This window comes from Methanococcus mangrovi (assembly GCF_054506835.1).
This window is the reverse complement of the sequence record NZ_CP197114.1, coordinates 1,323,498-1,347,535: the sequence shown is the minus strand read 5'-3', so window position 1 is coordinate 1,347,535 and position 24,038 is coordinate 1,323,498. Positions and strand designations below refer to the sequence as shown.

Sequence of the window (24,038 nt, the reverse complement as noted above, 5' to 3'; positions counted from 1 at the left end):
TTTAGATTTCTACGACATCCACGTCTTCTAACGGGATATCTTTTAAAGCTCTTCCGATTGATGATTTTGCAATCCTTACAGCGTGTTCAGGACTTTCTGCATTAAAAACTTTCATCGAAAGTAAAATACCTACAATTGCTGTTTTTGCAACTACAAGTACACAATCGATTGGTTCACCACATTTTGGACATATGGTAAGCCCAACATCAATGTCTACGTAGTCCAAGCTTCCTTTATTTAGAAGTTTTCCAATCTGGGATATTGCAACCCCGATTGCATCTTCTACATCTTCAACGTTTTTTGCAATATATGACGCTTGCAATGTTACGTGGTAATTTCCCATGTTATCTCACCGAAATCTCGCTATTTTGCTAATGTAAATCTCACGTCGTCGTCTCCTACATTAAAAATTCCGAGCCGTGCTCCGGCATCAATCCAGCCGTAAGCATAATTCAACGAAGCGAATGCATTTATATAATCCCCTCTATCTATAAATGTTTTTGCATCTTCAAAATAGCAATCGATCATTACCAAAAAGTCGGAAGCAACGTCTGATAAAAGACTTTTTTCGGGCGGTAATCCGTTTTTTATAATTGATATTGCTTCTTTTGTTCTTTCAAAGTAATTTTCTATTTTTTCATCAGTAATAATATTATCAATTTTTTTCATTCAATCACGGGATAATTTTACTTAATTTTAGGTATTTTATATACTATTTTTAATAATCTTATTTATAAGTTGGTTAATGGTGAAACCTTTTTTTCTTGACTTTTCCACCAATTACTTCGTGTATCCCGCTTATTGTTACAAATGCGTTTTCATCGAACTCATTGACGATTGATTTTAATTTTGAAACTTCAAGCCTGTTAATTACGACATATAAAACCTTTTTTTCGTTTTTAGAGTATCCCCCACTTCCTTCGAGGTAAGTTACGCCTCTCTGCATTTTTTCCATTATTTCGTGTGCGAGCTGGTCAGGGTTATTTGAAACGATAATTGCAGCTTTTGATTCGTCAAAACCTTTTATCGTTAAATCTATCGCCTTAAATGCTATCAAATATGTTATAATGGAATACATTGCCCGATCCCATCCAAAAAGAAACCCTACGCTTCCAAGGATAAAGACGTTAAAAAACATGACAATTTCGCCAACTGAAAATGATGTTTTTTTACTAAATATTATTGCAACGATTTCTGTACCATCAAGGGAGCCGCCGTATCTAATTATCAGTCCAACCCCCATTCCCAAAAGAAGCCCTCCAAAAACAGACGTTAAAAACAGGTCATCTGTAAATTTAGACATCGTTTCAAATATCGAGGTAAACACAGAAAGACAGGCTATTGAAAATAGGGTGGATATTACAAAATTTTTTCCAACATGTTTATATCCAACGATTAAAAACGGGATGTTTAAAATTAAAATGTATGCTGAAAGCGGTATTTTTGTAATATAACTTAACATGATGGATATTCCGACAACACCTCCATCTATAAGGTTATTTGGGACCAAAAACAGCTCAAGTGCACACGCGGTAACAGCGGAGCCTATTATAATCAGTATATATTTTAAAAACGTGTTTAATGTATCTAAAAGTTTTTTTTCCATACTACCCACTAATTTTATTTTGAATCTGATATAAATCCATCATGATATTTAAACGTTAAATAACGTAATTTATTCGCATATACACGGGGATTTTTTCGACAATATATGAACCGTAAAAACATTTATATAATAATAATTGTAACGATTAATCATGATGATTGTGACTATTGGTTTCATTGCAGAGGTCATTTTGAGGTGAATTAATGATAGAAGTTAGATTCCACGGAAGAGGAGGCCAGGGTGCAGTAACAGCAGCTCAGATTCTTGCTAAAGCTGCATTCTACGATGGTAAGTTCTGTCAAGCTTTTCCATTTTTTGGTGTAGAAAGAAGAGGAGCTCCCGTAATGGCGTTTACAAGAATTGACGATGAAAAAATAAGACTGAGAAGCCAGATTTATGAACCGGATTACGTAATTGTACAGGACCCAACTTTGATGGATTCCGTAGATGTTACAAGCGGGCTCAAAGACGGTGGAAAAATTATAATAAACACTTTAAAAGACATAAAGCTTAATGGGTACGATATAAGGACAATAGATGCCACAGGAATCGCATTGGACGTTCTTGGAGTTCCTATCGTAAACACGACACTTTGTGGAGCTTTTGCGGGACTTACTGGAGAAGTTACTATTGATTCACTTAAAAAAGCAATTTTAGAAACATTTCCTGGTAAATTGGGGCCTAAAAACGCAGAAGCAGCTGAAAAAGCGTATAATTTAATAAAAGGTCTGTAATTATCATTTTAAGGTGAGTACATGGTAAACACAGGAACGATTATTTATGAACCCGGAAGTTCAGCAAACAATAAAACTGGAAGCTGGAGGGTATTCAAACCAGTTTTAAACCAGGATAAATGCGTAAAATGTGAAAATTGTTACATTTTCTGTCCTGAAGGTTGCATACAAGAAAAAGAAGGAAAATTCGAAATTGATTACGATTACTGTAAGGGATGTCTTATTTGCGAGAAAGAATGTCCTGTAAAAGCGATAAAAGCAGAAAGGGAAGAAAAATAATTCTGATTTAAGGAGGATATCATGTCTGAAGTTAAGGTTATCACGGGAACTTCTGCAGCTGCTGAAGCTGCAAAGCTTGCAGATGTAGATGTTATTGCAGCATATCCAATTACACCGCAGACCACATGTGTAGAAAAGCTTGCAGATTTTGTAGCTAATGGTGAATTAGACGCAGAATACATTAAAGTAGAAAGTGAACATTCTGCAATGAGTGCAAGTATTGGAGCAAGTGCAGCAGGTGCAAGAGCATTTACTGCAACATCATCACAAGGTTTAGCATTAATGCACGAAGTTTTATTTTCAGCAGCAGGAATGAGGGTTCCAGTTGTAATGATGAATGCAAACAGGGCATTGTCTGCACCAATTAACATTTGGAATGACCAGCAAGACAGTTTATCTCAACGAGATACAGGATGGATTCAACTATACGCTGAAGACAACCAGGAAGTTTTAGATTTAGTTATTCAAGCATTTAAAATTGCAGAAGACGAAAAAGTTCTTCTTCCAGTTATGGTAAACTTAGATGGTTTTATTTTAACCCACACTGTAGAACCAGTTACAGTTCCAAAACAGGAAAATGTACTCGATTTTATCGGAACCTATGAACCAAAACATGCGTATTTGGACCCTAAAAAACCAATGACACAAGGTGCCCTTGGTGATCCAAACTACTACATGGAAACAAGGTATGCAATAGAAACTGCAATGAGAAACGCTGAAAAAGTTATTGCTGAAGTTCACGATGCTTTTGCAGAAAAATTCAACAGATCTTACGGAAACGGGCTTGTCGAAGGTTACAATTTAGAAAAAGCAGAAAACGTAATCATTGCAATGGGTTCAATTTGTGGAACAATAAAAGATATGATCGATCTTAAGAAAAAAGAAGGCGTAGAAATCGGTTTATTGAAAATAAGATGTTACAGACCTCTTCCTGTTGAAATGATTAAAAATGCGCTTAAAAATGCTAAGAATGTTGCAATTCTTGATAAAAGCATAAGCCTTGGTATGAACAAAGGTGCAATTTATGCTGACGTTGCATCACATTTGAAAGATAAAAAGACCGTAAATTACATCGTAGGTCTTGGTGGAAGGGACATTACCCCTGAAAACATTTTGGAAATATATGAAGATGTCGAAACATCTGAAGATGGAAAAACAAACTGGGTCGGATTGAAGGAAGAATAATTTATTTGGTGATATTATGACTGGAAGCCAATTTCCAAGAGAAGAATTATTTGCCCCAGGACACAGGGGTTGTGCAGGTTGTGGTGCGGCAATTGTTGCAAGACTCGCTTTAAAAGCTGCTGGAAAAAACACAATCGTTGCAAATGCTACGGGCTGTCTTGAAGTTATGACAACACCCTATCCTGAAACTGCTTGGAGAGTTCCTTGGATTCACGTTGCATTTGAAAATGCTGCAGCAGTAGCAAGTGGTGTTGAAGGAGCAGTAGCTGCTTTAAAGAGAAAAAAAGGAAAATACGGTGAAGAAAAAGTAAACGTTATCGCATTTGGTGGTGACGGCGGTACTGCAGATATCGGCTTTCAAGCATTAAGTGGTGCGATGGAAAGAGGACACGATATGGTATATATCATGTACGATAACGAAGCTTACATGAATACCGGTGTTCAAAGAAGTGGTTCAACACCTTACCTTGCATCAACAACTACTTCACCTGCAGGAAGCCTTATTCGTGGGGAAAACAGGCCTAAAAAGAACATGCCAATGATTATGGCAGCTCACGGAATTCCTTATGTTGCAACAGCATCAATAAGCTACCCTGAAGATTTCATGAATAAAGTTAAAAAAGCATGTGAAATTAACGGTCCTGCATTTATTCAGGTAATGCAACCTTGTACTACCGGTTGGGGTTACCCTGCTGAAAAAACAGTTGAACTTGGAAGACTTGCAGTAGAAACAGGTTTCTGGCCACTTTTTGAAATCGAAAATGGCGAATTTAAGTTAAATTACAAGCCATTAAAAAGAAAACCAGTTGAAGAATACTTAAAATTGCAGAAAAGATACAGGCACTTAACTCCTGAGGATATTTCAGTAATTCAAAAGATTATTGACTCAAAATGTGATGAATACGGTCTTTAATTAACATATATTTTTTAAGGTGCAATCATGAAAAAAGTAATGATGGTAAATGAAGCTTGCGATAACTGCGGGGATTGTGTCAAGGCATGTTCTGAAGTTCACGAAGTGAGTGGAATTAGCATTTGGGAGCATGAAGGAAGATATTTGCCTGTAGTTTGCCAGCACTGTACTTCATCACCTTGCATGGATGTATGTCCTGTTTCTGCTATAGAATCAAAAGATGGCGTAATATACCTTGATAAAGAATCCTGTATAGGTTGCGGGTTATGTGCAATGGCATGTCCTTTTGGTGCAATATATATCAGCGGAAAGACTGCACACAAGTGTGATCTGTGTTTTGGAAGAGATGAACAGGCATGTGTTAAAGCATGCAGCAAAAGATGTCTCGATGTTGTAAATGTCGATGAATTAGTAATGGATAAAAAACTGAAAAATATTGAAAATTTGACAGTTTTAGGCCCTAAAGGAAAATCCAAAAAGAAAAAAGGACTCCTTTCATTAATTACTGCATCGTCAAGATGTAATCCTTAAATCTGGTGAAGTTATGAAGGTAATGCCAAATATTGACTTATGCGTAGATTGCAAAAAGTGTGAAAGGGCATGTCCTATAAACGCAATTCACGTGTTTGAAGGAATTCCCATTAGATGCATGCACTGTGAAGATGCACCATGTCTTAATGTATGTCCTGAAGATGCAATTAAGAAGATAGATGACAAGGTAATAATAGAATCTGAAAAATGTGTTGGATGTGCATTATGTGCTGAAGTATGTCCTGTTGGAGCAATACTGATTGATAAATGCGCAAAAGTTGCAGTAAAATGTGACGGCTGTGTTGAAAGAGGCAGTGAAGTATGCCTTGAAGTATGCCCTACAAAAGCGCTTGATTACTACGAGAATACAATTGAAAATAAAAGAGCGGAACTTGTTTCAAAACTTAAGAAATTAACATCAAGAAAATAATTTATTTCGTACATTTTTTTATTTTATTGGAATTAACTCTGCATTAATTTTTTTATCTTCTATTTTTACTTTCATAATCGTTTTTAACGGGTATCTTGGAACAGTTGGGCTTCCCGGGTTTAAAAGTAATATTTTTTTATTTTCAACAGTTATTTCTTTTATCATCGGAACGTGGGTGTGTCCAGAAATTAGAATGTCCCATCCTTTTTCAAGGCACAGATACTTCATTTTTAATGTATCGCCCCTTGGATGAATCTGGTTTCCGTGAATTATTCCTATTTTGAAATTTTCAACAACTAATTCCTGTTCTTTTGGATAATTTATAGAATCCATATTTCCGGAAACAACCAAAATTTCGCTGATTTTTTTCAAATCGTTTAAAACGGATTCAGACGTTACATCACCGCAGTGTATTATTAAATCCACGTCTGAAAAGTGTTCAAAAATTTTTTCCGGAAGTTTTTTGGCCCTTTCTGGAATGTGTGTATCTGAAATCAGTCCGATAATCATTGTTTACCTTGAAAAAACTTGAAAACTAAATATCTGTAAAAATCTCTTAAAAATAAAAAGTGGCCTCCTTGAGGTGAGTAATAAACCCTGAAACCCATTTTACCCCAATTCCTGCTCGATTCCGCAACCCTATGAGCGTTGAAGTTCTTTCTACCGCTGCTCCCTTCCGGGCCTGACGGGGTTCGAAAGATAAGGGAGGTTTGTCTTTTTCTTCCAAAAAAGGTTCCTCCTCCATCTTACCCCAAAGGACGAAATGTCTACACAAAAATTGGGAATGAATGACAGAATTTAAAACCGCCCTCAAGTTTTCGGCTCTCGCAAAGGCGATTTCGAGTTACAGGAAACGCCTAACTTCCCAGCCTAGCCACATCAAGGTTTAAGTGTTTATATTTATATACCTTACGATAATAATTAATAAATGATATTCTAAGAATACCAAAACTATATAAAAACTATTATATAGCATAAAAGAGGGAATATATTTAGTAAAAACAATTTTTTGACTGTTAACATACTACTAAATGTAATTTACACAATCATCTTCACCGCTTTGGAGGATTACTATGAGACTTGTAAAAGAAGCTTTGTCCAAAAATAATGAGGAATTATATAACGCCCAAATGTCAAAAGACGATTTTGGAAATGCAAAAATTCTTGTTGTTGGATGTGGTGGTGCTGGAAACAATACAATTCACAGGTTAAGTGAAATTGGTATCGAAGGTGCAGAAACCATTGCGATAAATACCGATAAACAGCATTTGGAGCACATAAATGCGGATAAAAAAATATTAATTGGTTCAACTCTTACAAGAGGTCTCGGTGCAGGAGGATACCCAGAAATTGGAAAAAAATCCGCGGAACTTGCTAAAAACGTTCTTGAAGATGTTATAAAAAGTGCAGATTTAATTTTTGTTGCTGCAGGAATGGGTGGAGGAACAGGAACAGGTTCCGCTCCAGTAGTTGCAGAGATTGCAAAAGAAAATGGTGCAGTAGTTATTGGTGTTGTAACCTATCCATTCAAAATCGAAAGAGCAAGACTTAAAAAAGCAGATGAGGGTCTTAGACGACTTACTGAATGTTGTGATACTGTTATTGTAATTGACAACAACAGGCTTGTTGATTTTGTTCCAAACTTACCTATGAACGAGGCGTTCAGGGTAGCTGACGAAATTATTGCTCAGGCAGTCAAAGGAATTACTGAAACAATTTCATTAAAAAGCTTGATTAATATCGACTACGCAGATGTCAAAGCGGTTATGACAAACGGTGGAGTTGCAATGATTGGTGTTGGTGAAGTTGACTTTGATACAAAGGGCGACAGGGTAGACAAAGTTGTAAAAGATACATTACAATGCCCTCTTTTAGATATAGACTACAAAGGCGCAACTGGCGCATTAATACACATAACTGGCGGTCCTGATTTAACTCTTGGTGAAGCTAACAGGATTGGTGAAGGGATTACAAGTAGTATGGATATAAATGCTAACGTTATTTGGGGTGCAAGGCTCGATCCTTCAATGGATGGTGCAATAAGGGTAATGGCAATTATTACGGGAGTCAAGTCTCCAAATATAATTGGCGGTGGAAAATCCCATCAAAAAATAATTCCAAATTCAGCCAATAAAGCCAAAGGCTCTCTTGGAATTGATTACATCGTATAATTTAACAATTTTCTTTTTTATTTTTTTCAGGTGGGGACCTATGCGAGCGTATGAACGACTTTTATTGAGTGTGGGTTCAGATAAGTTTACGGACGAGTTTAAAAAGATTCTTCTTGAATTAGACGTTCCCCTAAAGGAATTTTCTGAATTATCAGATATCCCGTACAGCACACTTTATAAAATCGCAAATGAAAAGGATTTTCGAGTATCTACTCTTAAAAAGATTATAAATACCATAAAAAGTTTTGAGGAAGATGATTCTTCCGAAGAAAAAATAGCTCTGATTGCGGCAAGACCTTCACTTAATAAAATAAGTAAAAAACGGGTAGAAATAAACGGAAAAACTTACCTTTTAAAAGAATACCCTGCAAGTACGCTTGAAGAGTGCATTGTTTCAGCGATATATGCCGAAAGGGAAGGAGTTAAAGCGATAGTCTGTGCTCCAATTGTAAGTACGAGTATTGAAAAGGTCGTAAGGATTCCAGTTGCAGTTATTATCGCGGAAAAAGAAGCTTTTATGGAAGCACTCGAAATTGTTGTTTCAAAGATTTAAAAAAAGATTTAGATTTCTTTAACGAAAGAATTTACTCTTGAAATATTTTTAGAAAGCGTTTCTTCAATTTCGTATTCAACATGGTCTATTGAGCTTACTGTTATTGCAGGCATGTTCAATTCAGTTAAAAACTTTTTTACGTTTTTTTCGTGGAAAACGGTTCCTTCAAAGTATTTTAAATTTGGAATCGTGTACAAAACACCATCTATTTCATTAATTTCCCTGCATGAATCCATGATTATATCAACAACAAGGGTCATAGTTCCAGAGGTTTTTGAGAGTTTTGATGACCTGTAAGTTTTTAAAACTCCTTTTTTAGTGCCGGTACAGAGTCTTTTGTTGGTATTGTCTATTTTGGATATTCCTTTGTCGTGGTTTCCTTTTGGATCTTCCACAATCAAGACTTTCGGGTTAAATTTGGAAATTAAATCTGGGGACATTCCTCCAAGACCTGTTAAATCAAGTACTAAATCAGGGTTTATTGAAGTTCCATTTCTTAATTCAAGCTGTAATTTGTTTAAATCCATAAATTTTATTCCGTCATTAAATAAAATATCCTTTAAGTGAGGCTGGATGTCAACGATAATAACTTCATCACAGTCTTTTAAAAGGGTGTATGCAATATAGCTTCCTGAAAGATAAGCACCAAAGACAATGGCCTGTTTAAATTCTTCTCCTTCTAAGAAGTATTTAATCGCGTTTGCCTTTTTTTCTACAACATCTGAAACAATATCTTTTATCCTTATTTTTGAACGGGTAGTTTTTACGCTTTCGGTAATTCCATAATTCATTTTTTCACCACAATACCGACTCTTTCAAGAGCATTAATTAATTCCAACTCTACAGTTTTTTCAATAGGATTTTTATGAATAATAGATGAAGGAGAGACCGACCCTGTAAGAATTCTTCCTTTTTTATCCATGATAAGAAGAAGTGACCCCGAACCTGGAATACCGAGCCGTCCTCTCGTGATTATTAAATCCGCATTTGAAGAATCCACTGCAATTAATCCCTTGTTTAATGCAGGCATCCGTGTTAAATCCGCAGAATTCGTGGGGATGTCGAGCATTGATATTTTTGCATCCGTAATCTTTGAAATAATATCGGATACTACTTTAAATTTTTTGTCATTGCTTGTTGCTACAACGACAGTTTTTGAAAGCTTTATCGTGTTTTGTATGGTGTGAATTTCTTCAATTTTGTCACCAAAGCGCGCATTGTTCAGTGATTCTTCATATGCACATTTAACGGTTTCTTCAATATTCATAAAAACCCTCTCACGATTAAACTTATTTTTCGCTTATAACCGTTTTTTTAAGCCATTCCATGTCGTTTTTGTGAAGTTCACGAATATCTGTAAGTCCAAGTCTTAACATTGCAAGACGGCTTAAACCAATACCCCATGCAAGAACAGGTTTTTTAATTCCAAATGGTTCTAAAACTTCTGGTCTAAATATTCCTGCACCCAAAAGTTCGAGCCAGCCTTTTCCTTCCATGTAAACTTCAGCTTCAAGGGATGGTTCTGTAAATGGGAAGTATGCAGGTCTTATTCGCACTTTTTCAAATCCTAATTTCCTTAAAAATTCTTTTAAAACTCCGACGAGGTTGTCAAAGTTTACATCTTCTGCCATTACAATTCCTTCGCACTGGTAAAATTCTGGAAGGTGTTTGTAATCGATTGTTTCGTTTCTAAATACCCTGTCAATGCAGAATACTTTATGTGGATTTTCTCTTTCGCTTTCTGAAAGGGATGCGAGATATTTTATCGATGAAACAGTCGTGTGTGTTCTTAAAACTGTTCTTCCTGAAACATTTTCATCGAATTTGTAGCACCAGCCTTTTGAAATTTTTTCACTACCAATTGTTCCGCATTCGTGAATTCCTTTTACTTTTTCAAGCAAGTCCTTTGGAACATTTCCCGTATTTGGGTATTTTACAAAGAATGTATCTTGCATATCTCTTGCAGGGTGGTCTTGAGGTTCAAATAATGTATCAAAGTTCCAAAATTCCGTTTGGACAATCTGGCTTTTCACTTCTTTAAATCCCATCGATATCAAAACTTCTTTTACCTCTTCAATTATTTTTGACATCGGGTGCGCTTTTGCAGGGTAGATTTCTTCAGTAGGAATTTTTGCATCGTAAGGTCTGATTGTATAATCTTTCCATTTTCCGCTTACAATCATTTCCCTTGTAAGCTGTGTAATTTCCTCTTTTATTTCTATTGGATTTTTAATAAATTCGATTCCTGCATTTTTAATTTCAAAACTTCTATCAACTACATCGTTTATTTTTAAAAAACCTCTTTTTTTCAGGTTTTCAATTATTTTAACTTCGTATTCTGAATATTTTGATAAATCAGGAGTAATTAAAACTTTTTTTAAAAATTCTTCTTCAGTATCTTCGTAATCTAAATTTTTAAATACAATATTGCCTTTATCAACAGTAACTAATTCTTTTTTCTTTAAATTTCCAAGTGCAGCCCCTGTTTCGTCTTTTTCAAGTATTTTTGAGAGGTCTTTTATCGGGATTGATTCTAAATTATTTTCTTTGATGTAATTTGCAACTTTTCTCTCTGGAAGTCCAAAATCAATGGAATTTTTACCAAGTTCAGTCAATTCACAGATTTTGTTTTTATTTTCAATAATTTCAAGAAAATCTCGTCCAGAAAGCCAAAATGCTGCTCTCATGACTTTTTCTTTTTCAATGTATTTTGAAATTTCCTCTAAATCCATTATTCTTTTATCAGAATCCTGAAATGCCTTCAATAATCTTTTTTCGTCGTTATGAAGTTCCATCATTTTCACCTTTATGAACATATAACCATATAAATACCAATTATTTAATATATCCTATAATTTAGTTTTTGGTGGTTTCATGAATAGGGGCGCTCAAATTTACAGAAATAGTAGTAGTTCAATAGATAAAAATATTATCGATGAAATTTACGAAGATGGTTATTCAATAGCCCAGTATGGTCTTTACGTAAAGCGCGATAAAGGTTACAAGACGTTTAAAGTTGCAGTTGATGCAGGATTTTCATGTCCGAACAAAGATGGAACAATTGACACAATAGGATGTATCTTCTGCCCTAAAATGGGAAGGCCGATAAGTGTTGAGTATTGCAATATTAAATATTCTTTAAAAGAACAGATTGAACATCAGATACAGAGAAATAAAGAGAAAGGAATCGAAAAATTTTATGTTTATTTTTATCCCGGAACAAACACTCACGGAACACCGGAAAGATTAAAAGAATTATGGGATTTTGCACTTTCTTTTGATGATGTTATTGGAATTTCGATTGGTACGAGACCGGATTGCCTCGAAGATGAAAAACTCGATATTTTGGAAGATTACGTAAAACAGGGATATGAAATCTGGATAGATCTTGGAGTCCAGACCATGCATGACAAAACTCTCGATTTTTTAAACAGGAAACATTCGTCAGATGATGTAAGAAGGGTTCTTTTAGAATGTAAAAAAAGGGGAATTTTAATATGCGGTCACATAATTTTAGGACTTCCAAATGAAAGTTGGGACATGATGATGGAAACTGCAAAAATTTTATCTGACTTAGAAATTGATGCATTAAAAATTTACCCACTCGTTGTCATTGAAAATACCGAACTTGAAGCGATATACTGGAAAGGGGAATATAAATCACTTGATGAAAAACAGTATGTATCCCTTGTTGCAGATTTTTTAGAGCATCTATCCCCGTATGTAATTATTCAAAGGGTTTCAAAGGACAAAGTACCTGATGAAATAAAAATATCTCCTGAATGGTCTTTAAAAAGGCTCAGAATTTTAAGTGAGGTATCAAAATTATTGGATAAAAGGGAAACAAAACAGGGTTCAAAATATAAAAAATAAAATTAATCCCTTAATACAGGGGAAGTGTTTTTCTAATATCTTTTTCAATTTTTGACATTTCTTCTGCGTAAATTTTTGCAATTTCTTCCATAATTTCAAAAGTATTTTCAATTTCCATATCATTTAAGCCGACTGCAGAAACGTGCGGCGGAACACCATCACTTTTTACATTTATTCCAAGGTGAATTTTTCCAGAACTAATTCCTCTACAGGCAATGCAGACAGATAATTTTTTTTCGTTAAAGTAGAGGTCATCTCCAGATTTTTTCAATTTTAAATTGCTATGATTTTCAATTACTTCTTTTGCGGTAGAAACTAAAATTCTCTGTCTTAAATAAGTCATTTTCAAATCAGGACTGTCAAAATGTTCAACTATAAAATTAATGGCTTTTGAAGACTGTATTGGTATTTTTATATCTTTTTCTTCTTTAACATCTTTTAAATCTTTCATATTTTCTATTTTTACACTCATTGGACCGATAAATCCAACAATGCTATCTTTTTGAACGTCAAACGTTTTAAATGCCCACAAAGGTTCAATTTCTTTTCCAGTATATGTTTTAAATTCTTCTAAAATAATTGCAGAAATTGTATCAAAATCGATTTTTTTCATAAAACCACCAAATTTTCTTTCTTCATTCAAAGAAAGAATAAAAATAATATTTATAAATAAATGTTAAGAAACCGTTAGGTTCTAAGATTAGATAACTCTTACACTGTTATCTCCGGTTAATTCTACCATTAAGGTACCAGTTCCGCTGTAAAGGCCCTGATTAAGTGCTAAAACACAAGCTTTAGTTCCTTCCCTATCTGATCCTGCAAGAACTAATATTGTACTTTCTTTATTATTCGGATTTGTAATTGTTTGAATTACTCCTTTTCCTTCTCCAGGGTAATCATTTGAAACTTCAACACTTAATTTGTCCTGAATAGTATTGGTTACTTTGTTTGAAACCGGTCCACCAATCAAAATAAGGTCAGATGAAGCATTTAATAAATCGTCCTGGTCAACTAATTGAACTGAACCCTGATAATCGACAATTTCACTATATTGCTTATTATTTTTATAGAGATATAATTCATCGTCATCATCGTCATCTTCATCATTCTCTATTTTTACGGCAAATATGTTATTTCCAAAGTATTTTGTACCTTCATCCATGTCATATTCATAGCTTTCAGTCTGTGTTACTGTGAAAAATACAGTTAGGTCTTCCGCACTTGCATCTTCAAGATTTACATTATAATTTAATAGATTAAAGTTTTGAGATAAACTTTTTGGACTATTGTAGTCTAAAGTTATCAATTTATCATCAAGTTCAACATCAAATTCCCCGTTATCCTCAAAAGATTCTCCATCTTCGAGTTCAAGGGATTCTGAAAGTTCAAAGAAAAAGTAAGGTGTATCCCCGCTTAATAAATATTCATCGTAATATAACGAAAGACTTGAACCAGATATTGTACAGCTGTCATCAGGATACATTTTTAAGCTGTCAACTCTACTGCTTCCTTTGTATACGCTAACCATTATTTCGCTATCTGAATTACTTGCCACTACTTTGATGGTATATCCATCGTAAGTAAATTCGTCAGAAGTTTCAAAATCTTCAATAGTATTTCCAAGAACTATTTTTCCAGATTCGTATTCGAGTATCCTATAGGTTTTTCCCATAAAAGTTACTTCATCACCTTCATCACTGGATTCAAGTTCTTCTTCATATTCGAAGGTTTTGTATGTTACACTCTCTCCGTCTTTAGTGAATTTAACATATAACTTACCCTTACCGTCGTTAATTTCAAATTCATCAATCGCTGGAACATTGTAAATTATATTTTCATTAACTACAATTTCTTTGTCTGAATTTACTCCTATCGTTCTTTTTGTGTAAAATTTATCCATTAGGAGTTCTGCGTATTCTTTATCAACTTTTTCGCTGTTTACTACAATTAGGGGATCGTCTACAACCATACCATAAGTTATAGGTAGGGTGCAGAGTACAGTTAAAATAAACAGTGCTGTTAATTTACAGGGAGCACTCATCCAATCACCATGAAATTTTTTGAGAAAAGATATATCTACTACCTTAATATAATATTCAAATAGCATTTATAGTTTACTTTTTTGTTTGGTTTATAAGGTGATATTTTTGATAACAGCGGAAGAACTCAGTTTAAAAAATGAATTGATAAGTTTATTGAAAGATGTAAACTGCGTGAAGTTTGGTGACTTTACATTAGCGTCTGGAAAGCAGAGTAAATATTATGTAGATATTAAAAAGGCTACAACAAACCCAAAAGTTTTAAAAGCAGCTGCAAAACTTGTAAATTATTATGTTTCAAACGAAAATACTGAAAATTTAAAAATTGCAGGAGTAGAACTCGGTTCAGTTTCAATTGCAACAGCAGTATCTTTGGAAACAGAAAAAGACCTTTTAATAATTAGAAAAAAGGCAAAAGAATACGGAACTAAAAATAAAATTGAAGGAGAATTAAATCCTGGCGACAATGTAATCGTAATGGAAGATGTTACAACAACTGGTGGAAGCGTTTCAAAAGCAGTAGATGAGATAAGGGCAGCTTTGGGACACGTTAAAAAAATTTACGTAATTGTTGACAGGCAGGAAGGCGCAAAAGAGAATTTGGCAGAAAATAACGTTGAATTAGTTCCTCTTGTTACAATAGAAGAGCTTGGACTTATTAAATAATTATAAATAATTTTAAATTTTAGGTAGATTTTCATGATTTTAGTAAAAGATGCAAATATTAATGGAAAAAAGCAGGATTTGCTTGTTGAAGGAAATATTATTAAAAAAATTGGAAATATTTCAATTTCCGAAGTTTCAAAAGATGAAACAGAAATAATTGCTGGAAAAAACTGTGTTTTAATTCCAGGACTTGTAAATACACACACTCACGTTCCAATGTCTCTTTTCAGAGGAGTTGCAGACGATATCCCGTTAATGGAATGGTTAAGCGGACACATCTGGCCAATGGAGTCAAAGTTAAATGAAAAAATAGTTTACGCAGGAACCCTTCTTGGAACAATTGAAATGATTAAAAGCGGGACAACTACTTTTAATGATATGTACTTTTTCCTTGATTCGATAATTAAAGCAGTAGCTGAAACAGGAATTCGATCAACAATTGCATACGGAATGATTGATTTGTTTGACGAAGAAAAACGAGAAAAAGAATTAAAAACTGCGAGAGAATCTCTTGAAATGATTAAAAACTTGAATAATTCAAGAATTACTGGAGCACTTGGACCACATGCGCCATACACATGTTCAAAAGAATTACTTGAAAATACAAACGCTCTTGCAAGAGAATTCGATGTTCCAATTCACATTCACATGAACGAAACATTAGATGAAATAAATCAGGTCGTGGAAAAAACAGGAATGAGGCCATTTGAATACTTAAATTCATTTGGATTTTTTAATGAAGTTAATACAATCTGTGCACACTGTGTTCATTTGAGTGATTCAGAAATTCAAATAATGAAAGAAAAAAATATTTTTGTAGCTCACAATCCTGTAAGTAACTTAAAATTAGCATCAGGAGTTTCTCCAGTTTTAAAATTACTTGAAAACAATATCCCTGTAACTCTTGGAACTGACGGCTGTGGAAGTAACAACAACATGAATTTGTTTGAAGAAATAAAAGCAGCAGCTTTGATACACAAAGGAGTAAATTTAAACCCTGTTGCAGTAACTGCAAAAGAAGCTTTTGAGTTTGGAACTAAAAACGGTGCAAAAGCACTCAATATCAATTCTGGAGAAATAAAAGAAGGAAAACTTGCTGATTTTGTACTTATCAACATGAAAAAGCCTTATTTAACGCCAAAAGAAAATATCGAATCGCATTTAGTTTATTCATTCAACGGTGTAGTTGATACTGTAGTGATTGATGGTAAACTCGTGTTAAATGATGGAAAAATGGTTAATATTGATGAAGAAAAAGTTTATGAAATTGCAGAAGAAGCATACTTTGAGCTATCAAATTAATTTTTATTTTAAATTTTCTTTTAAATAATCTAAAAAATATCTTTCAATTTTTTCAAAATCTAAATTTCCAGATTCAATTTTTTTACAATCTTTTAAAAAAGATTTTCTCAGTTCAGAAACTATTTTTATATCTTTTTTATCGATTTTTCCGGTTTTTATTAAATTTCCAACGATATTTCTTGTAATGTTATCGATTTTTTGTAAATTACTTTCGACGAGTTCTGATTTTGAAATATTATCTTCTTCAATTTTTAAATTTTTATTTTCATTTATTTCTAAAATTTCATTTAAAATTTCATCGTGATTTATTTTTTCAGTTGTATCTACTATAATATCCGGCAAATCCCATGCATACTTAGTTCCAGGAGTGTCAAACTTTTCGTACATATTTGTTATAACTTCATTTGGAATTTTTTGTCCTCTTTCAACATTTCGTTTCAAAAGTAATTCCAAAGGCGCTTTAAGGTATATTGTAACGTAATTAGTACTGCATTCCTTTGCAATATTCCTTAAATCCCGTCTTTTTGAATTGTAATAATTTGTATCATCTATAATAACGTTGAATTTGTTTCCAAGTGCTTCTTTTATTAAATAATTGTTAGACTCCCTTATAAATTCTTCATAAGATTCCTTCCAAACAGGAAAACTTTCCCTAATTAAATCTGTTCCAAGTATGATGTTATCAATATTTTTTTCAGCCATCTTTTTTGAAATTGCTTTTGAAAACGTTGATTTTCCAACTGATGGAAGGCCAATCAAGATAATTAGCATTGTTCACCGTAATTTAGTTTTTATTTTAATTTTGTGTTTTTTGTTATTTATATATAATAATTAATAGTTAAGTACTATTGGTGAAAAAATGGACATGTTAAACATGGCTTTAAACATTGCCAAAGACATCGAAAAAAGTGTTAAACCTTTGATTGGATGGGAAAAATCTAACGAAGTTGTCAAAATCGGGGCAGACGGAACTCCTACAAAGAGAATAGATTTAATCGCGGAAAACGTTGCTATAAACTCGATAGAAAAATTCTGTTCAGCAATTTTAATAAGTGAAGAAATCGGGTTTAAAAAAATAGGTAACAAACCAGAATATGTTATAGTCCTTGACCCTGTCGATGGAACATATAATTCTTTAAAAGACATTCCTTTTTACTCTGCAGCAATTGCAATCGGGAGAATCGATAAATTTACAGATAATCTTGAAAAATTAATAAAAAATCTTAAAATGGAAGACCTTGAAGTGGGCGTAGTTAGAAATATCGCAACAGGCGACACCTATTACGCCGAAAAAGGAAAAGGCGCGTATTTTTTGAGAAAAGGCGAAAAAAAATCAATTTCAATTTCGAATTCATCAAATTTAAAAGATTCTTCGATAGGTCTTTTTGCACACGATATTTCTTTAGATACTCTTAAATTTATAAAAGATAGACGATTCAGGCGAATCCGGCTTTTTGGATCAATTGCTCTTGAGATGTGTTATGTTGCAAAAGGTGCACTCGATGCATTTATCAATGTGAATGAAACAACGAGGCTCTGCGATATTGCGGCAGGATATGTTATAATCAAGGAAGCGGGAGGACTTGTAACTGATAAAAACGGTCAGGAAGTAAATCTTGACCTTGATGTTAATTCAAAGGTTTCAGTTATCTGTTCAAACAAAACTCTCCATAAAAAGCTTGTTGGAATATTTGGAAACCGCTGGAGAATTAAACCGACTAACTTTGGAATAATTTCAAGAATCGATAATGAAGAATCAATAGAAGTTGCACATAATGTTATAAAATATTTAGATTCAAAAGGAATTAGATACGCACTCGATAGCGGTACTTACGATGCGTTAAAGAATCGTTTAGATAAAGAATGCAATATCATTTCAAATATCGAGGAAATATCCCACATGATATCCATCGGAGGGGATGGAACAGTACTTCGGGCATCAAAAAAGATTGAAGGAAACGAAATTCCAATGATTTGTATAAACATGGGTACCGTTGGATTTTTAACCGAATTTAACAAAGACGAGATATTTTCTGCAATAGAATCTATAATCTGTGGAAACTACAAGGTTGAGAAAAGAACAAAACTCATGGGATTTGCAAAGCTTTTGGATGGAAAACAGCAGATATTAAGCGATTCTTTAAATGAAGTCGTGATTACGACGAAAAATCCTGCAAAAATGCTTCATTTTGAAGTATACATCGATGGAAATCTTGTAGAGGATGTGCGGGCTGATGGGATAATTGTTTCAACTCCAAACGGGTCTACGGCATATTCTTTAAGTTCGGGCGGGCCAATAATCGAACCGACAGTTGAAGGGTTTGTAGTTGTTCCGATATGCCCATTTAAACTCTCATCAAGGCCTTTAGTTGTGAATGCAAATTCAGAAATAAAAATAAAACTTTTAAAAAAATCTACGCTTGTAGTAATTGATGGAAACATAGAATTTGAGGCAAAAAAAGGCGATGAAATAATTTTGAGAAAATCTGAATCAAATGCATACTTTGTAAAAGGAGATAACTTTTACAACAAGTTAAAAAGATTAAGTTTAATGTAAAAATATTTTTTTAGTTTTATTCTTTTATTTATTTTTATTTTATGAAAGTGTAGCTTTTGTTCTAACACTCCCTCCCCCGTCACCTACAGGAACGCTCTGTCCACCTTTTCCGCAGTATCCAACGCTTAATTCAAATTCATCGGATACTGCATCGATATGGTGTAGAATATCTAAAATTTCACCGCTGAGTCCTGCATCTCTTAGTGGTTTTGTTAATTTTCCATTTTCAATTAAAAAGGCTTCAACAGCGTTGAATTGGAACAATCCTTTTCCTGTATCAACCTGACCTCCCCTTGAACCTTTCAAAAATATTCCTGTTTTTGTATCTTCCAAGAGTTCGTCAAATTTCCATGAACCCGGTTTAATGTATGTATTACTCATTCTGACAATGGGCCTATTCAATCCATCGGCTCGTGCATTTCCTGTAACGTCCATGTTAAGTCTTCCAGCAGTTTCTCTTGAGTGTAAATACCCTTTTAAAACCCCATTTTCAATTAAAGTAGTTTTTTCGCCCTTGACTCCTTCATGGTCGTATTTGTACTGTCCGAATGATTTTTCAATTGTTGCATCATCGATCACAGTTACTTCTTCGCTTCCAACAGTATTTTCGAGGTTGTCTAAAAATACGCTGTCGTTTTGTAAAACGAGGTCAGCTTCTGCAGCGTGTCCAACGGCTTCGTGAATGAATACTCCTGCAAGTTCAGGATCTAATATAACGTTGAAAGTTCCTTTTGGGCAACTTTCAGCGGTTAAAAGTCGTACTGCTCGCTCTTTAGTATTTTTAGCCATTTCTTCAATTTTTGCATTTTTAATTACTTCAAATCCATTTCCACCGATTCTATCAAATGCAAACTGTAATGTTCCGTCTTTTGCAATTGCAGTCATCCTTAAAAGAGATTTAACACTTTCATTTTCAATTCTTGTTCCTTCACTGGTCATCAAAATAGAATGGCCTTCTCCATCGCTGTAGCTGACTGAAGTGCTGACTATTTTTTCTCCAGACATATTTTCATGTGTTGATTTTAAATATTCCTTTTTTTCCTCAATTGAAATATCTTTTGGATGAATTTTTACATCTGATTTTGTCCTGTCCTGAATTATTGGGATTTCTTTTAATTCAATCGATTTTTTAGTATGAATATTTGATATTTTTGCCATTTCATATGCTTTTTTGATTATTTCTTCGATATTTTTCAGTGAAACATTATTTGAGGTTGCAAAACCCCAGCCGTTTTTTTCAAGCACCCTTACAATTACCCCTGAAGACATTCCCGAAGAAATTTCGTCAATAATTCCATCTTTTTGAATGATATTATTGGATTCTCCAGAAATAATTCTTAAATCTGCATAAGTTCCGATTTCAAGCAATTTTTCAAGTTTTTCAATGTTTAAATCAAGGTCGTTTAAAAAACTCACGATTTCACCAAGTTAGTAATAATTTACATAAATTGTTATTTTTAATTAAATGTTATGAATTACAATTGTTTTAATTTCAGACATTTCTTCAACCGTATATTTTATACCTTCCCTTCCAAGACCGCTTTTTTTAACCCCCCCAAAGGGCATGTTGTCTTTTCTAAATGTGGGGCTACTGTTAATCATTATTCCGCCGTATTCTAATGAATCTGCAATTTTCATCGCTTTATTTATATCATTTGTAAATACGCCAGCTTGAAGCCCGTATTGGGAATTATTTGCGATATTTACCGCTTCTTCACTATCTTTTACTTTTAATATTGGAAGTACTGGCCCAAATGTTTCAATTTTTGACAGGATGTTTTCTTCATTGATATTTATTACGGCAGGAGAAATTAAGTTGTTCTGCCTGTTTCCTCCAATTAATAACTCTCCACCTTCATTTACGGATTCTTTTATTAAATTTTCAATTCTTAAGGCACTTTCAGGACTTATCAGTGGGCCAACATCGGTATTATTATCAAGCGGGTTTCCCAACACGAGGTTTTTAGTTTCTTCGATAACATATTTTGTAAAAGTTTCTATAATATCTTCTTCAACGAGTACCTGCCCAACCGAGATGCAGACCTGTCCTGCATTTAAAAATTTGCTTTTGACAGCTGATTTTGCAGCTAATTTAATATCAGAATCTTTTAATACAATCATGGGGTTATTTCCACCAAGTTCAAGTGCAACTTTCTTCATTTTTGCATTTTTTGATATTGATTCCCCAACTTCAACACTTCCAGTAAATGAAACCATGTTTATTTTGTCGTTTTTCGATATTTCGTCCCCAACGATGTCTCCATTTCCTGTTGCAAGATTAAATACTCCTATTGGAACATGCACCTGCTTTAAAACGTGTTCAACGATTTTTGTAAGATATATTGCAGCAATAGGTGCTTTTGATGAGGGGTGCAATATAACTGAATTTCCAGTGGCAATTGCAGGGCCGATTTTATGTATTGCCAAGTTTAATGGAAAATTAAATGGAGTTATTGCACCAACAACTCCAACAGGCTCTTTTTTAGTAAATATTAAGCCGTTTTCTGAATTAATCGTTTCTCCACGGAGTTCCTTTGCATAGAATGCAGAAAGTCTAATAGCAGTTAACGTTCTATCTACTTCTATTTTTGACTGTTTTATTGGTTTTCCAACATCAACAGAAATTGTTTTTGCAAAAAGGTCTTTTTTCAAGCTAATCTGTTCTGCAATTTTCATCAATATATTGTACCTTTTTGAAGGGCTTAAATTTTTCATTATTTCCTTATTATTTTCTGTAATTTCAATTGCATTTTTTGTCTCTTCCCTATCAAGTGCAGTTATTTTTTCAATATTTTCAAGAGTGTAAGGATCAAAAACATCAATATCTTCCCTTAGAATCCATTTTCCATCGATAAACATAAAATCACACCTGCAATTTCAATTGAATAATATTAATGCGTAATCTGTTATAAATTTTAGCGACTGTTTAATATATTTAAAAAATCAATAATTTAAAGTATCGATATTTTTTGAGGGGATAAAATGCTGATTTCAGCAATGGGCTACAGCATGTCTATAAACTTAATTTTAATACTAAAAGCAGTTTTGATACTTGTTCTCGGATATTTTGCGGTAAGAATTATATCTGGGCTTTTAGAAAGCGGCGCTAAAAAAAGCAAGGTTCCAGAATTAGTATCTGAATTTATTATCAAGCTATTTAGTGCTATACTTTATATATTTGTGATACTGCTTGCAGTAGGCGTATTTGGTGTTGAAACAGGGTCAATAATTTTAGGACTTTCAGCATCACTTGGTTTAATTTTGGGTTTTGGTCTTCAAGACACCCTTACAAATTTAACTTCAGGACTCTGGATTGCAGTTATGAAACCACTTGACAAGGAAGAAACGGTTCAAATCGGCGGAATGACTGGAAAAGTTGTTGAAGTTGGAATAATGGCAACGAAACTTTTAACACCTGATAATGTAGTTATTACAATTCCAAATAAGTTAGTTTGGGGAAGTCCAATAACCAATTACACGAGAATGGACATAAGAAGAGTAGATGTGGCTGTTGGAGTTAGCTATGGTCAAAATATAGAAGTTGCGCTATCAAAAGCATTAGAAACGATTTCAGAACACCAAAAGGTATTAAACGACCCTGCACCCGCAGTAGTTGTAACAGGTCTTGGAAGTTCTTCTATCGATTTACAGCTTAGGGCATGGACAAAAACTGGCGACTACTGGGCCGTAAAAGGAGACCTTACAAAAGGAATCTATGAAAAATACGGAAAAGAAGGTATCGAAATACCGTTCCCACAGATGGACATTCATGTCCACAAGTATTAAAAATAATTTTTTTATAACTTTTTTTAGTTTATATCTACTGTATATGGCCGATAATGTGTCCGGTTTCAGTTTTAATAATATCAAGCGCGGTTTTACAGGCATTGATTGAACCTGGAAGTGAGTATATAACTTTTCCTTTATAAATCCCGGCAGATGCTCTCGAAAGGATTGTTGAATATTTTACTTCGCCATAGCTTAAATTATGAAATACCACTTTAAAGCCGTCAAGTTCTTTTTCGTATAAATTTTTTACAACGTCAGCAGTGATGTCTCTTTTGGAAAGCCCGGTTCCGCCTGTGATAACAATTGAATCAACATCGGTAAACTCGATAATATGCTCAATTAATCCTTCTAACATCAGTTTATTGTCTGGAATTAAATGGTATATTTTTGCATTCAATTCACTTTTTAAAAAATCCCCAGATTTATCAGTTATTTCAGTTCCAGCAATTTTTTCATTAAATCTGCTGTCACTTACTGTAATTACGGCATATTTTATTTCCGAAATCCGTTCGTGCATGTTTATTCCCCTCTTATAAACTCTTTTATGTTGTTTCTAGCTTCTCCAATGGTGTAACCCATCTTTATTCCAAGTTTATCTTCTTTTTCTAAAAGTTCTATTAAATGCGCGACTCTTGGCAACCTTAAATTTGCAGTTCTGACAGTTTCAGAGTCACTGAAGATTTCCCTTGGAGTTCCGCCTGTAATAATTTTTCCTTTATTTAACAAATAAACTTTATTTGCGTATATTGGGACTAAATCTACGTCGTGAGTGGATATAATTATTGTTATTCCTTTTTTATTTAAGTCATAAAGTAATTTCATGATTTGGGATGCCCCCATCGGGTCAAGTCCTGAAGTTGGTTCATCAAGAACAATAATTTCCGGGTTCATTGCTAAAATTCCTGCAATAGCGATTCTTTTTTTCTGACCACCGCTTAAATGGTGAGGTGGTTTTCGTTCAAACCCTTCCATTGACACTGCTTTTAATGAATCCTTTACTCGTTTTTCAATCTCATCTTTTGAAAGTCCAAGATTCATCGGCCCAAAAGCAACGTCTTGTTCGACAGTTGGTGCAAAAAGCTGGTCATCAGGATTTTGAAATACGATTCCAACAGTTTTTCTAACAGTTAAAAGCGATTTGTTATCATATTTTATTGGTTCGCCCTTTAAAATTACGCTACCTTCACTTGGTTTTAAAATTCCGTTAAAATGAAGGAATGTTGTGGATTTTCCAGCACCATTTGGGCCTAAAATTGCTATCATTTCGCCTTCTTCAGCTTTAAAATTAATTCCGTTAAGTGCGACAGTTCCGTCAGGATAAGAATACTTTAAATCTCTTGTTTCCAAAATCGCCATTAAATCACCTTAGATGAATATATTCTTAAAAGTATAAAAAAGTTAAATTTGAAA

The 24,038-nt window shown here is 33.9% G+C and carries 27 protein-coding genes and 1 other RNA gene; 13 read left to right on the top strand and 15 right to left on the bottom strand.

The window, feature by feature from the left end; translation table 11 throughout:
- Nucleotide 1 precedes the first annotated feature (1 nt).
- The 3 genes from ACS5L2_RS07255 to ACS5L2_RS07245 form a co-directional block, all read right to left on the bottom strand.
- Nucleotides 2-343 carry a DUF555 domain-containing protein gene (locus ACS5L2_RS07255; RefSeq protein ID WP_011171453.1) on the bottom strand — a complete coding sequence of 114 codons (342 nt, stop codon included), beginning with the start codon at nucleotides 341-343 and terminating at the stop codon, nucleotides 2-4.
- A 20-nt stretch (nucleotides 344-363) separates the two neighbouring features.
- The gene (locus tag ACS5L2_RS07250; RefSeq protein WP_459201346.1) at nucleotides 364-669 is read right to left on the bottom strand and encodes a DUF357 domain-containing protein; all 306 of its coding nucleotides are present in this window, start codon (nucleotides 667-669) and stop codon (nucleotides 364-366) included.
- A 73-nt stretch (nucleotides 670-742) separates the two neighbouring features.
- Complete coding sequence (locus ACS5L2_RS07245) at nucleotides 743-1,606, bottom strand: YitT family protein (RefSeq protein ID WP_459201345.1); 864 nt, start codon at nucleotides 1,604-1,606, stop codon at nucleotides 743-745.
- A gap of 203 nt (nucleotides 1,607-1,809) precedes the next feature.
- Here ACS5L2_RS07245 and ACS5L2_RS07240 point away from each other — a divergent pair, with 203 nt between their 5' ends.
- From ACS5L2_RS07240 to ACS5L2_RS07215, 6 genes are read left to right on the top strand one after another with little or no spacing between them, the layout of a single operon-like run.
- Nucleotides 1,810-2,340: a pyruvate ferredoxin oxidoreductase subunit gamma gene (locus ACS5L2_RS07240; protein ID WP_459201344.1), complete on the top strand. Its 531-nt coding sequence runs from the start codon at nucleotides 1,810-1,812 to the stop codon at nucleotides 2,338-2,340.
- Between the two features lie 21 nt (nucleotides 2,341-2,361).
- A complete protein-coding gene (porD, locus tag ACS5L2_RS07235) occupies nucleotides 2,362-2,619 on the top strand; it encodes a pyruvate synthase subunit PorD (RefSeq protein WP_459201343.1) in 258 nt (85 codons plus the stop codon).
- 21 nt (nucleotides 2,620-2,640) lie between these two features.
- Nucleotides 2,641-3,804 carry a pyruvate synthase subunit PorA gene (porA, locus tag ACS5L2_RS07230; protein ID WP_459201342.1) on the top strand — a complete coding sequence of 388 codons (1,164 nt, stop codon included), beginning with the start codon at nucleotides 2,641-2,643 and terminating at the stop codon, nucleotides 3,802-3,804.
- Nucleotides 3,805-3,820: 16 nt separating this feature from the next.
- A complete protein-coding gene (gene porB / locus ACS5L2_RS07225) occupies nucleotides 3,821-4,717 on the top strand; it encodes a pyruvate synthase subunit PorB (RefSeq protein WP_459201341.1) in 897 nt (298 codons plus the stop codon).
- Between the two features lie 27 nt (nucleotides 4,718-4,744).
- Nucleotides 4,745-5,248, top strand: coding sequence for a 4Fe-4S dicluster domain-containing protein (locus ACS5L2_RS07220; RefSeq protein ID WP_459201340.1), 504 nt, complete (start codon nucleotides 4,745-4,747; stop codon nucleotides 5,246-5,248).
- A gap of 13 nt (nucleotides 5,249-5,261) precedes the next feature.
- Complete coding sequence (locus tag ACS5L2_RS07215) at nucleotides 5,262-5,678, top strand: 4Fe-4S binding protein (RefSeq protein WP_459201339.1); 417 nt, start codon at nucleotides 5,262-5,264, stop codon at nucleotides 5,676-5,678.
- Nucleotides 5,679-5,696: 18 nt separating this feature from the next.
- Here ACS5L2_RS07215 and ACS5L2_RS07210 read toward each other — a convergent pair whose 3' ends face one another.
- Complete coding sequence (locus ACS5L2_RS07210; protein ID WP_459201338.1) at nucleotides 5,697-6,188, bottom strand: YfcE family phosphodiesterase; 492 nt, start codon at nucleotides 6,186-6,188, stop codon at nucleotides 5,697-5,699.
- 56 nt (nucleotides 6,189-6,244) lie between these two features.
- An RNA gene (ffs, locus tag ACS5L2_RS07205) (signal recognition particle sRNA) lies at nucleotides 6,245-6,559 on the bottom strand.
- Between the two features lie 192 nt (nucleotides 6,560-6,751).
- Between ffs and ftsZ the strand changes: the two genes are divergently transcribed.
- Together ftsZ and ACS5L2_RS07195 are read left to right on the top strand one after the other, a co-directional pair.
- The gene (gene ftsZ, locus ACS5L2_RS07200) at nucleotides 6,752-7,849 is read left to right on the top strand and encodes a cell division protein FtsZ (RefSeq protein WP_459201337.1); all 1,098 of its coding nucleotides are present in this window, start codon (nucleotides 6,752-6,754) and stop codon (nucleotides 7,847-7,849) included.
- 40 nt (nucleotides 7,850-7,889) lie between these two features.
- Nucleotides 7,890-8,402: a transcriptional regulator gene (locus tag ACS5L2_RS07195; protein ID WP_459201336.1), complete on the top strand. Its 513-nt coding sequence runs from the start codon at nucleotides 7,890-7,892 to the stop codon at nucleotides 8,400-8,402.
- Between the two features lie 8 nt (nucleotides 8,403-8,410).
- Here the strand turns inward: ACS5L2_RS07195 and ACS5L2_RS07190 are convergent, their stop codons facing one another.
- From ACS5L2_RS07190 to pheS, 3 genes are read right to left on the bottom strand one after another with little or no spacing between them, the layout of a single operon-like run.
- Entirely contained in the window at nucleotides 8,411-9,193 is a 783-nt protein-coding gene (locus tag ACS5L2_RS07190; RefSeq protein ID WP_459201335.1) for an SAM-dependent methyltransferase HcgC family protein, read from the bottom strand.
- Nucleotides 9,190-9,669, bottom strand: coding sequence for a DUF3236 domain-containing protein (locus tag ACS5L2_RS07185; RefSeq protein WP_459201334.1), 480 nt, complete (start codon nucleotides 9,667-9,669; stop codon nucleotides 9,190-9,192). The genes ACS5L2_RS07190 and ACS5L2_RS07185 overlap by 4 nt, the downstream gene beginning before the upstream one ends.
- Nucleotides 9,670-9,691: 22 nt before the next feature.
- Nucleotides 9,692-11,197 (bottom strand): phenylalanine--tRNA ligase subunit alpha, encoded by a 1,506-nt coding sequence (gene pheS / locus ACS5L2_RS07180; protein WP_459201333.1) that lies wholly within the window; start codon nucleotides 11,195-11,197, stop codon nucleotides 9,692-9,694.
- A gap of 79 nt (nucleotides 11,198-11,276) precedes the next feature.
- On the opposite strand from pheS, the gene ACS5L2_RS07175 reads away from it, so the two are divergent.
- A complete protein-coding gene (locus ACS5L2_RS07175) occupies nucleotides 11,277-12,275 on the top strand; it encodes a TIGR01212 family radical SAM protein (RefSeq protein ID WP_459201332.1) in 999 nt (332 codons plus the stop codon).
- A gap of 10 nt (nucleotides 12,276-12,285) precedes the next feature.
- On the opposite strand, the gene ACS5L2_RS07170 is transcribed toward ACS5L2_RS07175, so the two are convergent.
- Both ACS5L2_RS07170 and ACS5L2_RS07165 read right to left on the bottom strand, forming a co-directional pair.
- Complete coding sequence (locus ACS5L2_RS07170; RefSeq protein WP_459201331.1) at nucleotides 12,286-12,888, bottom strand: DUF366 family protein; 603 nt, start codon at nucleotides 12,886-12,888, stop codon at nucleotides 12,286-12,288.
- Nucleotides 12,889-12,975: 87 nt separating this feature from the next.
- Entirely contained in the window at nucleotides 12,976-14,316 is a 1,341-nt protein-coding gene (locus ACS5L2_RS07165) for an S-layer protein (RefSeq protein ID WP_459201330.1), read from the bottom strand.
- Nucleotides 14,317-14,422: 106 nt separating this feature from the next.
- Between ACS5L2_RS07165 and pyrE the strand changes: the two genes are divergently transcribed.
- Nucleotides 14,423-14,980 carry an orotate phosphoribosyltransferase gene (gene pyrE, locus ACS5L2_RS07160; protein WP_459201329.1) on the top strand — a complete coding sequence of 186 codons (558 nt, stop codon included), beginning with the start codon at nucleotides 14,423-14,425 and terminating at the stop codon, nucleotides 14,978-14,980.
- 33 nt (nucleotides 14,981-15,013) lie between these two features.
- Nucleotides 15,014-16,282, top strand: a complete 1,269-nt coding sequence (locus ACS5L2_RS07155) for an amidohydrolase (protein WP_459201328.1) — start codon at nucleotides 15,014-15,016, stop codon at nucleotides 16,280-16,282.
- A 3-nt stretch (nucleotides 16,283-16,285) separates the two neighbouring features.
- On the opposite strand, the gene pstK is transcribed toward ACS5L2_RS07155, so the two are convergent.
- Nucleotides 16,286-17,053, bottom strand: coding sequence for an L-seryl-tRNA(Sec) kinase (pstK, locus tag ACS5L2_RS07150; protein ID WP_459201327.1), 768 nt, complete (start codon nucleotides 17,051-17,053; stop codon nucleotides 16,286-16,288).
- A gap of 88 nt (nucleotides 17,054-17,141) precedes the next feature.
- Here pstK and ACS5L2_RS07145 point away from each other — a divergent pair, with 88 nt between their 5' ends.
- On the top strand, nucleotides 17,142-18,839 hold the full coding sequence (locus tag ACS5L2_RS07145) for a bifunctional NADP phosphatase/NAD kinase (protein WP_459201326.1): 1,698 nt from the start codon (nucleotides 17,142-17,144) through the stop codon (nucleotides 18,837-18,839).
- Between the two features lie 39 nt (nucleotides 18,840-18,878).
- Here ACS5L2_RS07145 and ACS5L2_RS07140 read toward each other — a convergent pair whose 3' ends face one another.
- A complete protein-coding gene (locus ACS5L2_RS07140) occupies nucleotides 18,879-20,255 on the bottom strand; it encodes a TldD/PmbA family protein (protein WP_459201325.1) in 1,377 nt (458 codons plus the stop codon).
- Between the two features lie 45 nt (nucleotides 20,256-20,300).
- Entirely contained in the window at nucleotides 20,301-21,698 is a 1,398-nt protein-coding gene (locus tag ACS5L2_RS07135) for a lactaldehyde dehydrogenase (RefSeq protein WP_459201324.1), read from the bottom strand.
- 123 nt (nucleotides 21,699-21,821) lie between these two features.
- On the opposite strand from ACS5L2_RS07135, the gene ACS5L2_RS07130 reads away from it, so the two are divergent.
- A complete protein-coding gene (locus tag ACS5L2_RS07130; protein ID WP_459201323.1) occupies nucleotides 21,822-22,625 on the top strand; it encodes a mechanosensitive ion channel family protein in 804 nt (267 codons plus the stop codon).
- A gap of 34 nt (nucleotides 22,626-22,659) precedes the next feature.
- Here ACS5L2_RS07130 and ACS5L2_RS07125 read toward each other — a convergent pair whose 3' ends face one another.
- Nucleotides 22,660-23,145 carry a MogA/MoaB family molybdenum cofactor biosynthesis protein gene (locus ACS5L2_RS07125; protein WP_459201322.1) on the bottom strand — a complete coding sequence of 162 codons (486 nt, stop codon included), beginning with the start codon at nucleotides 23,143-23,145 and terminating at the stop codon, nucleotides 22,660-22,662.
- A 2-nt stretch (nucleotides 23,146-23,147) separates the two neighbouring features.
- Nucleotides 23,148-23,984, bottom strand: coding sequence for an ATP-binding cassette domain-containing protein (locus tag ACS5L2_RS07120; protein WP_459201321.1), 837 nt, complete (start codon nucleotides 23,982-23,984; stop codon nucleotides 23,148-23,150).
- Nucleotides 23,985-24,038: the final 54 nt, after the last annotated feature.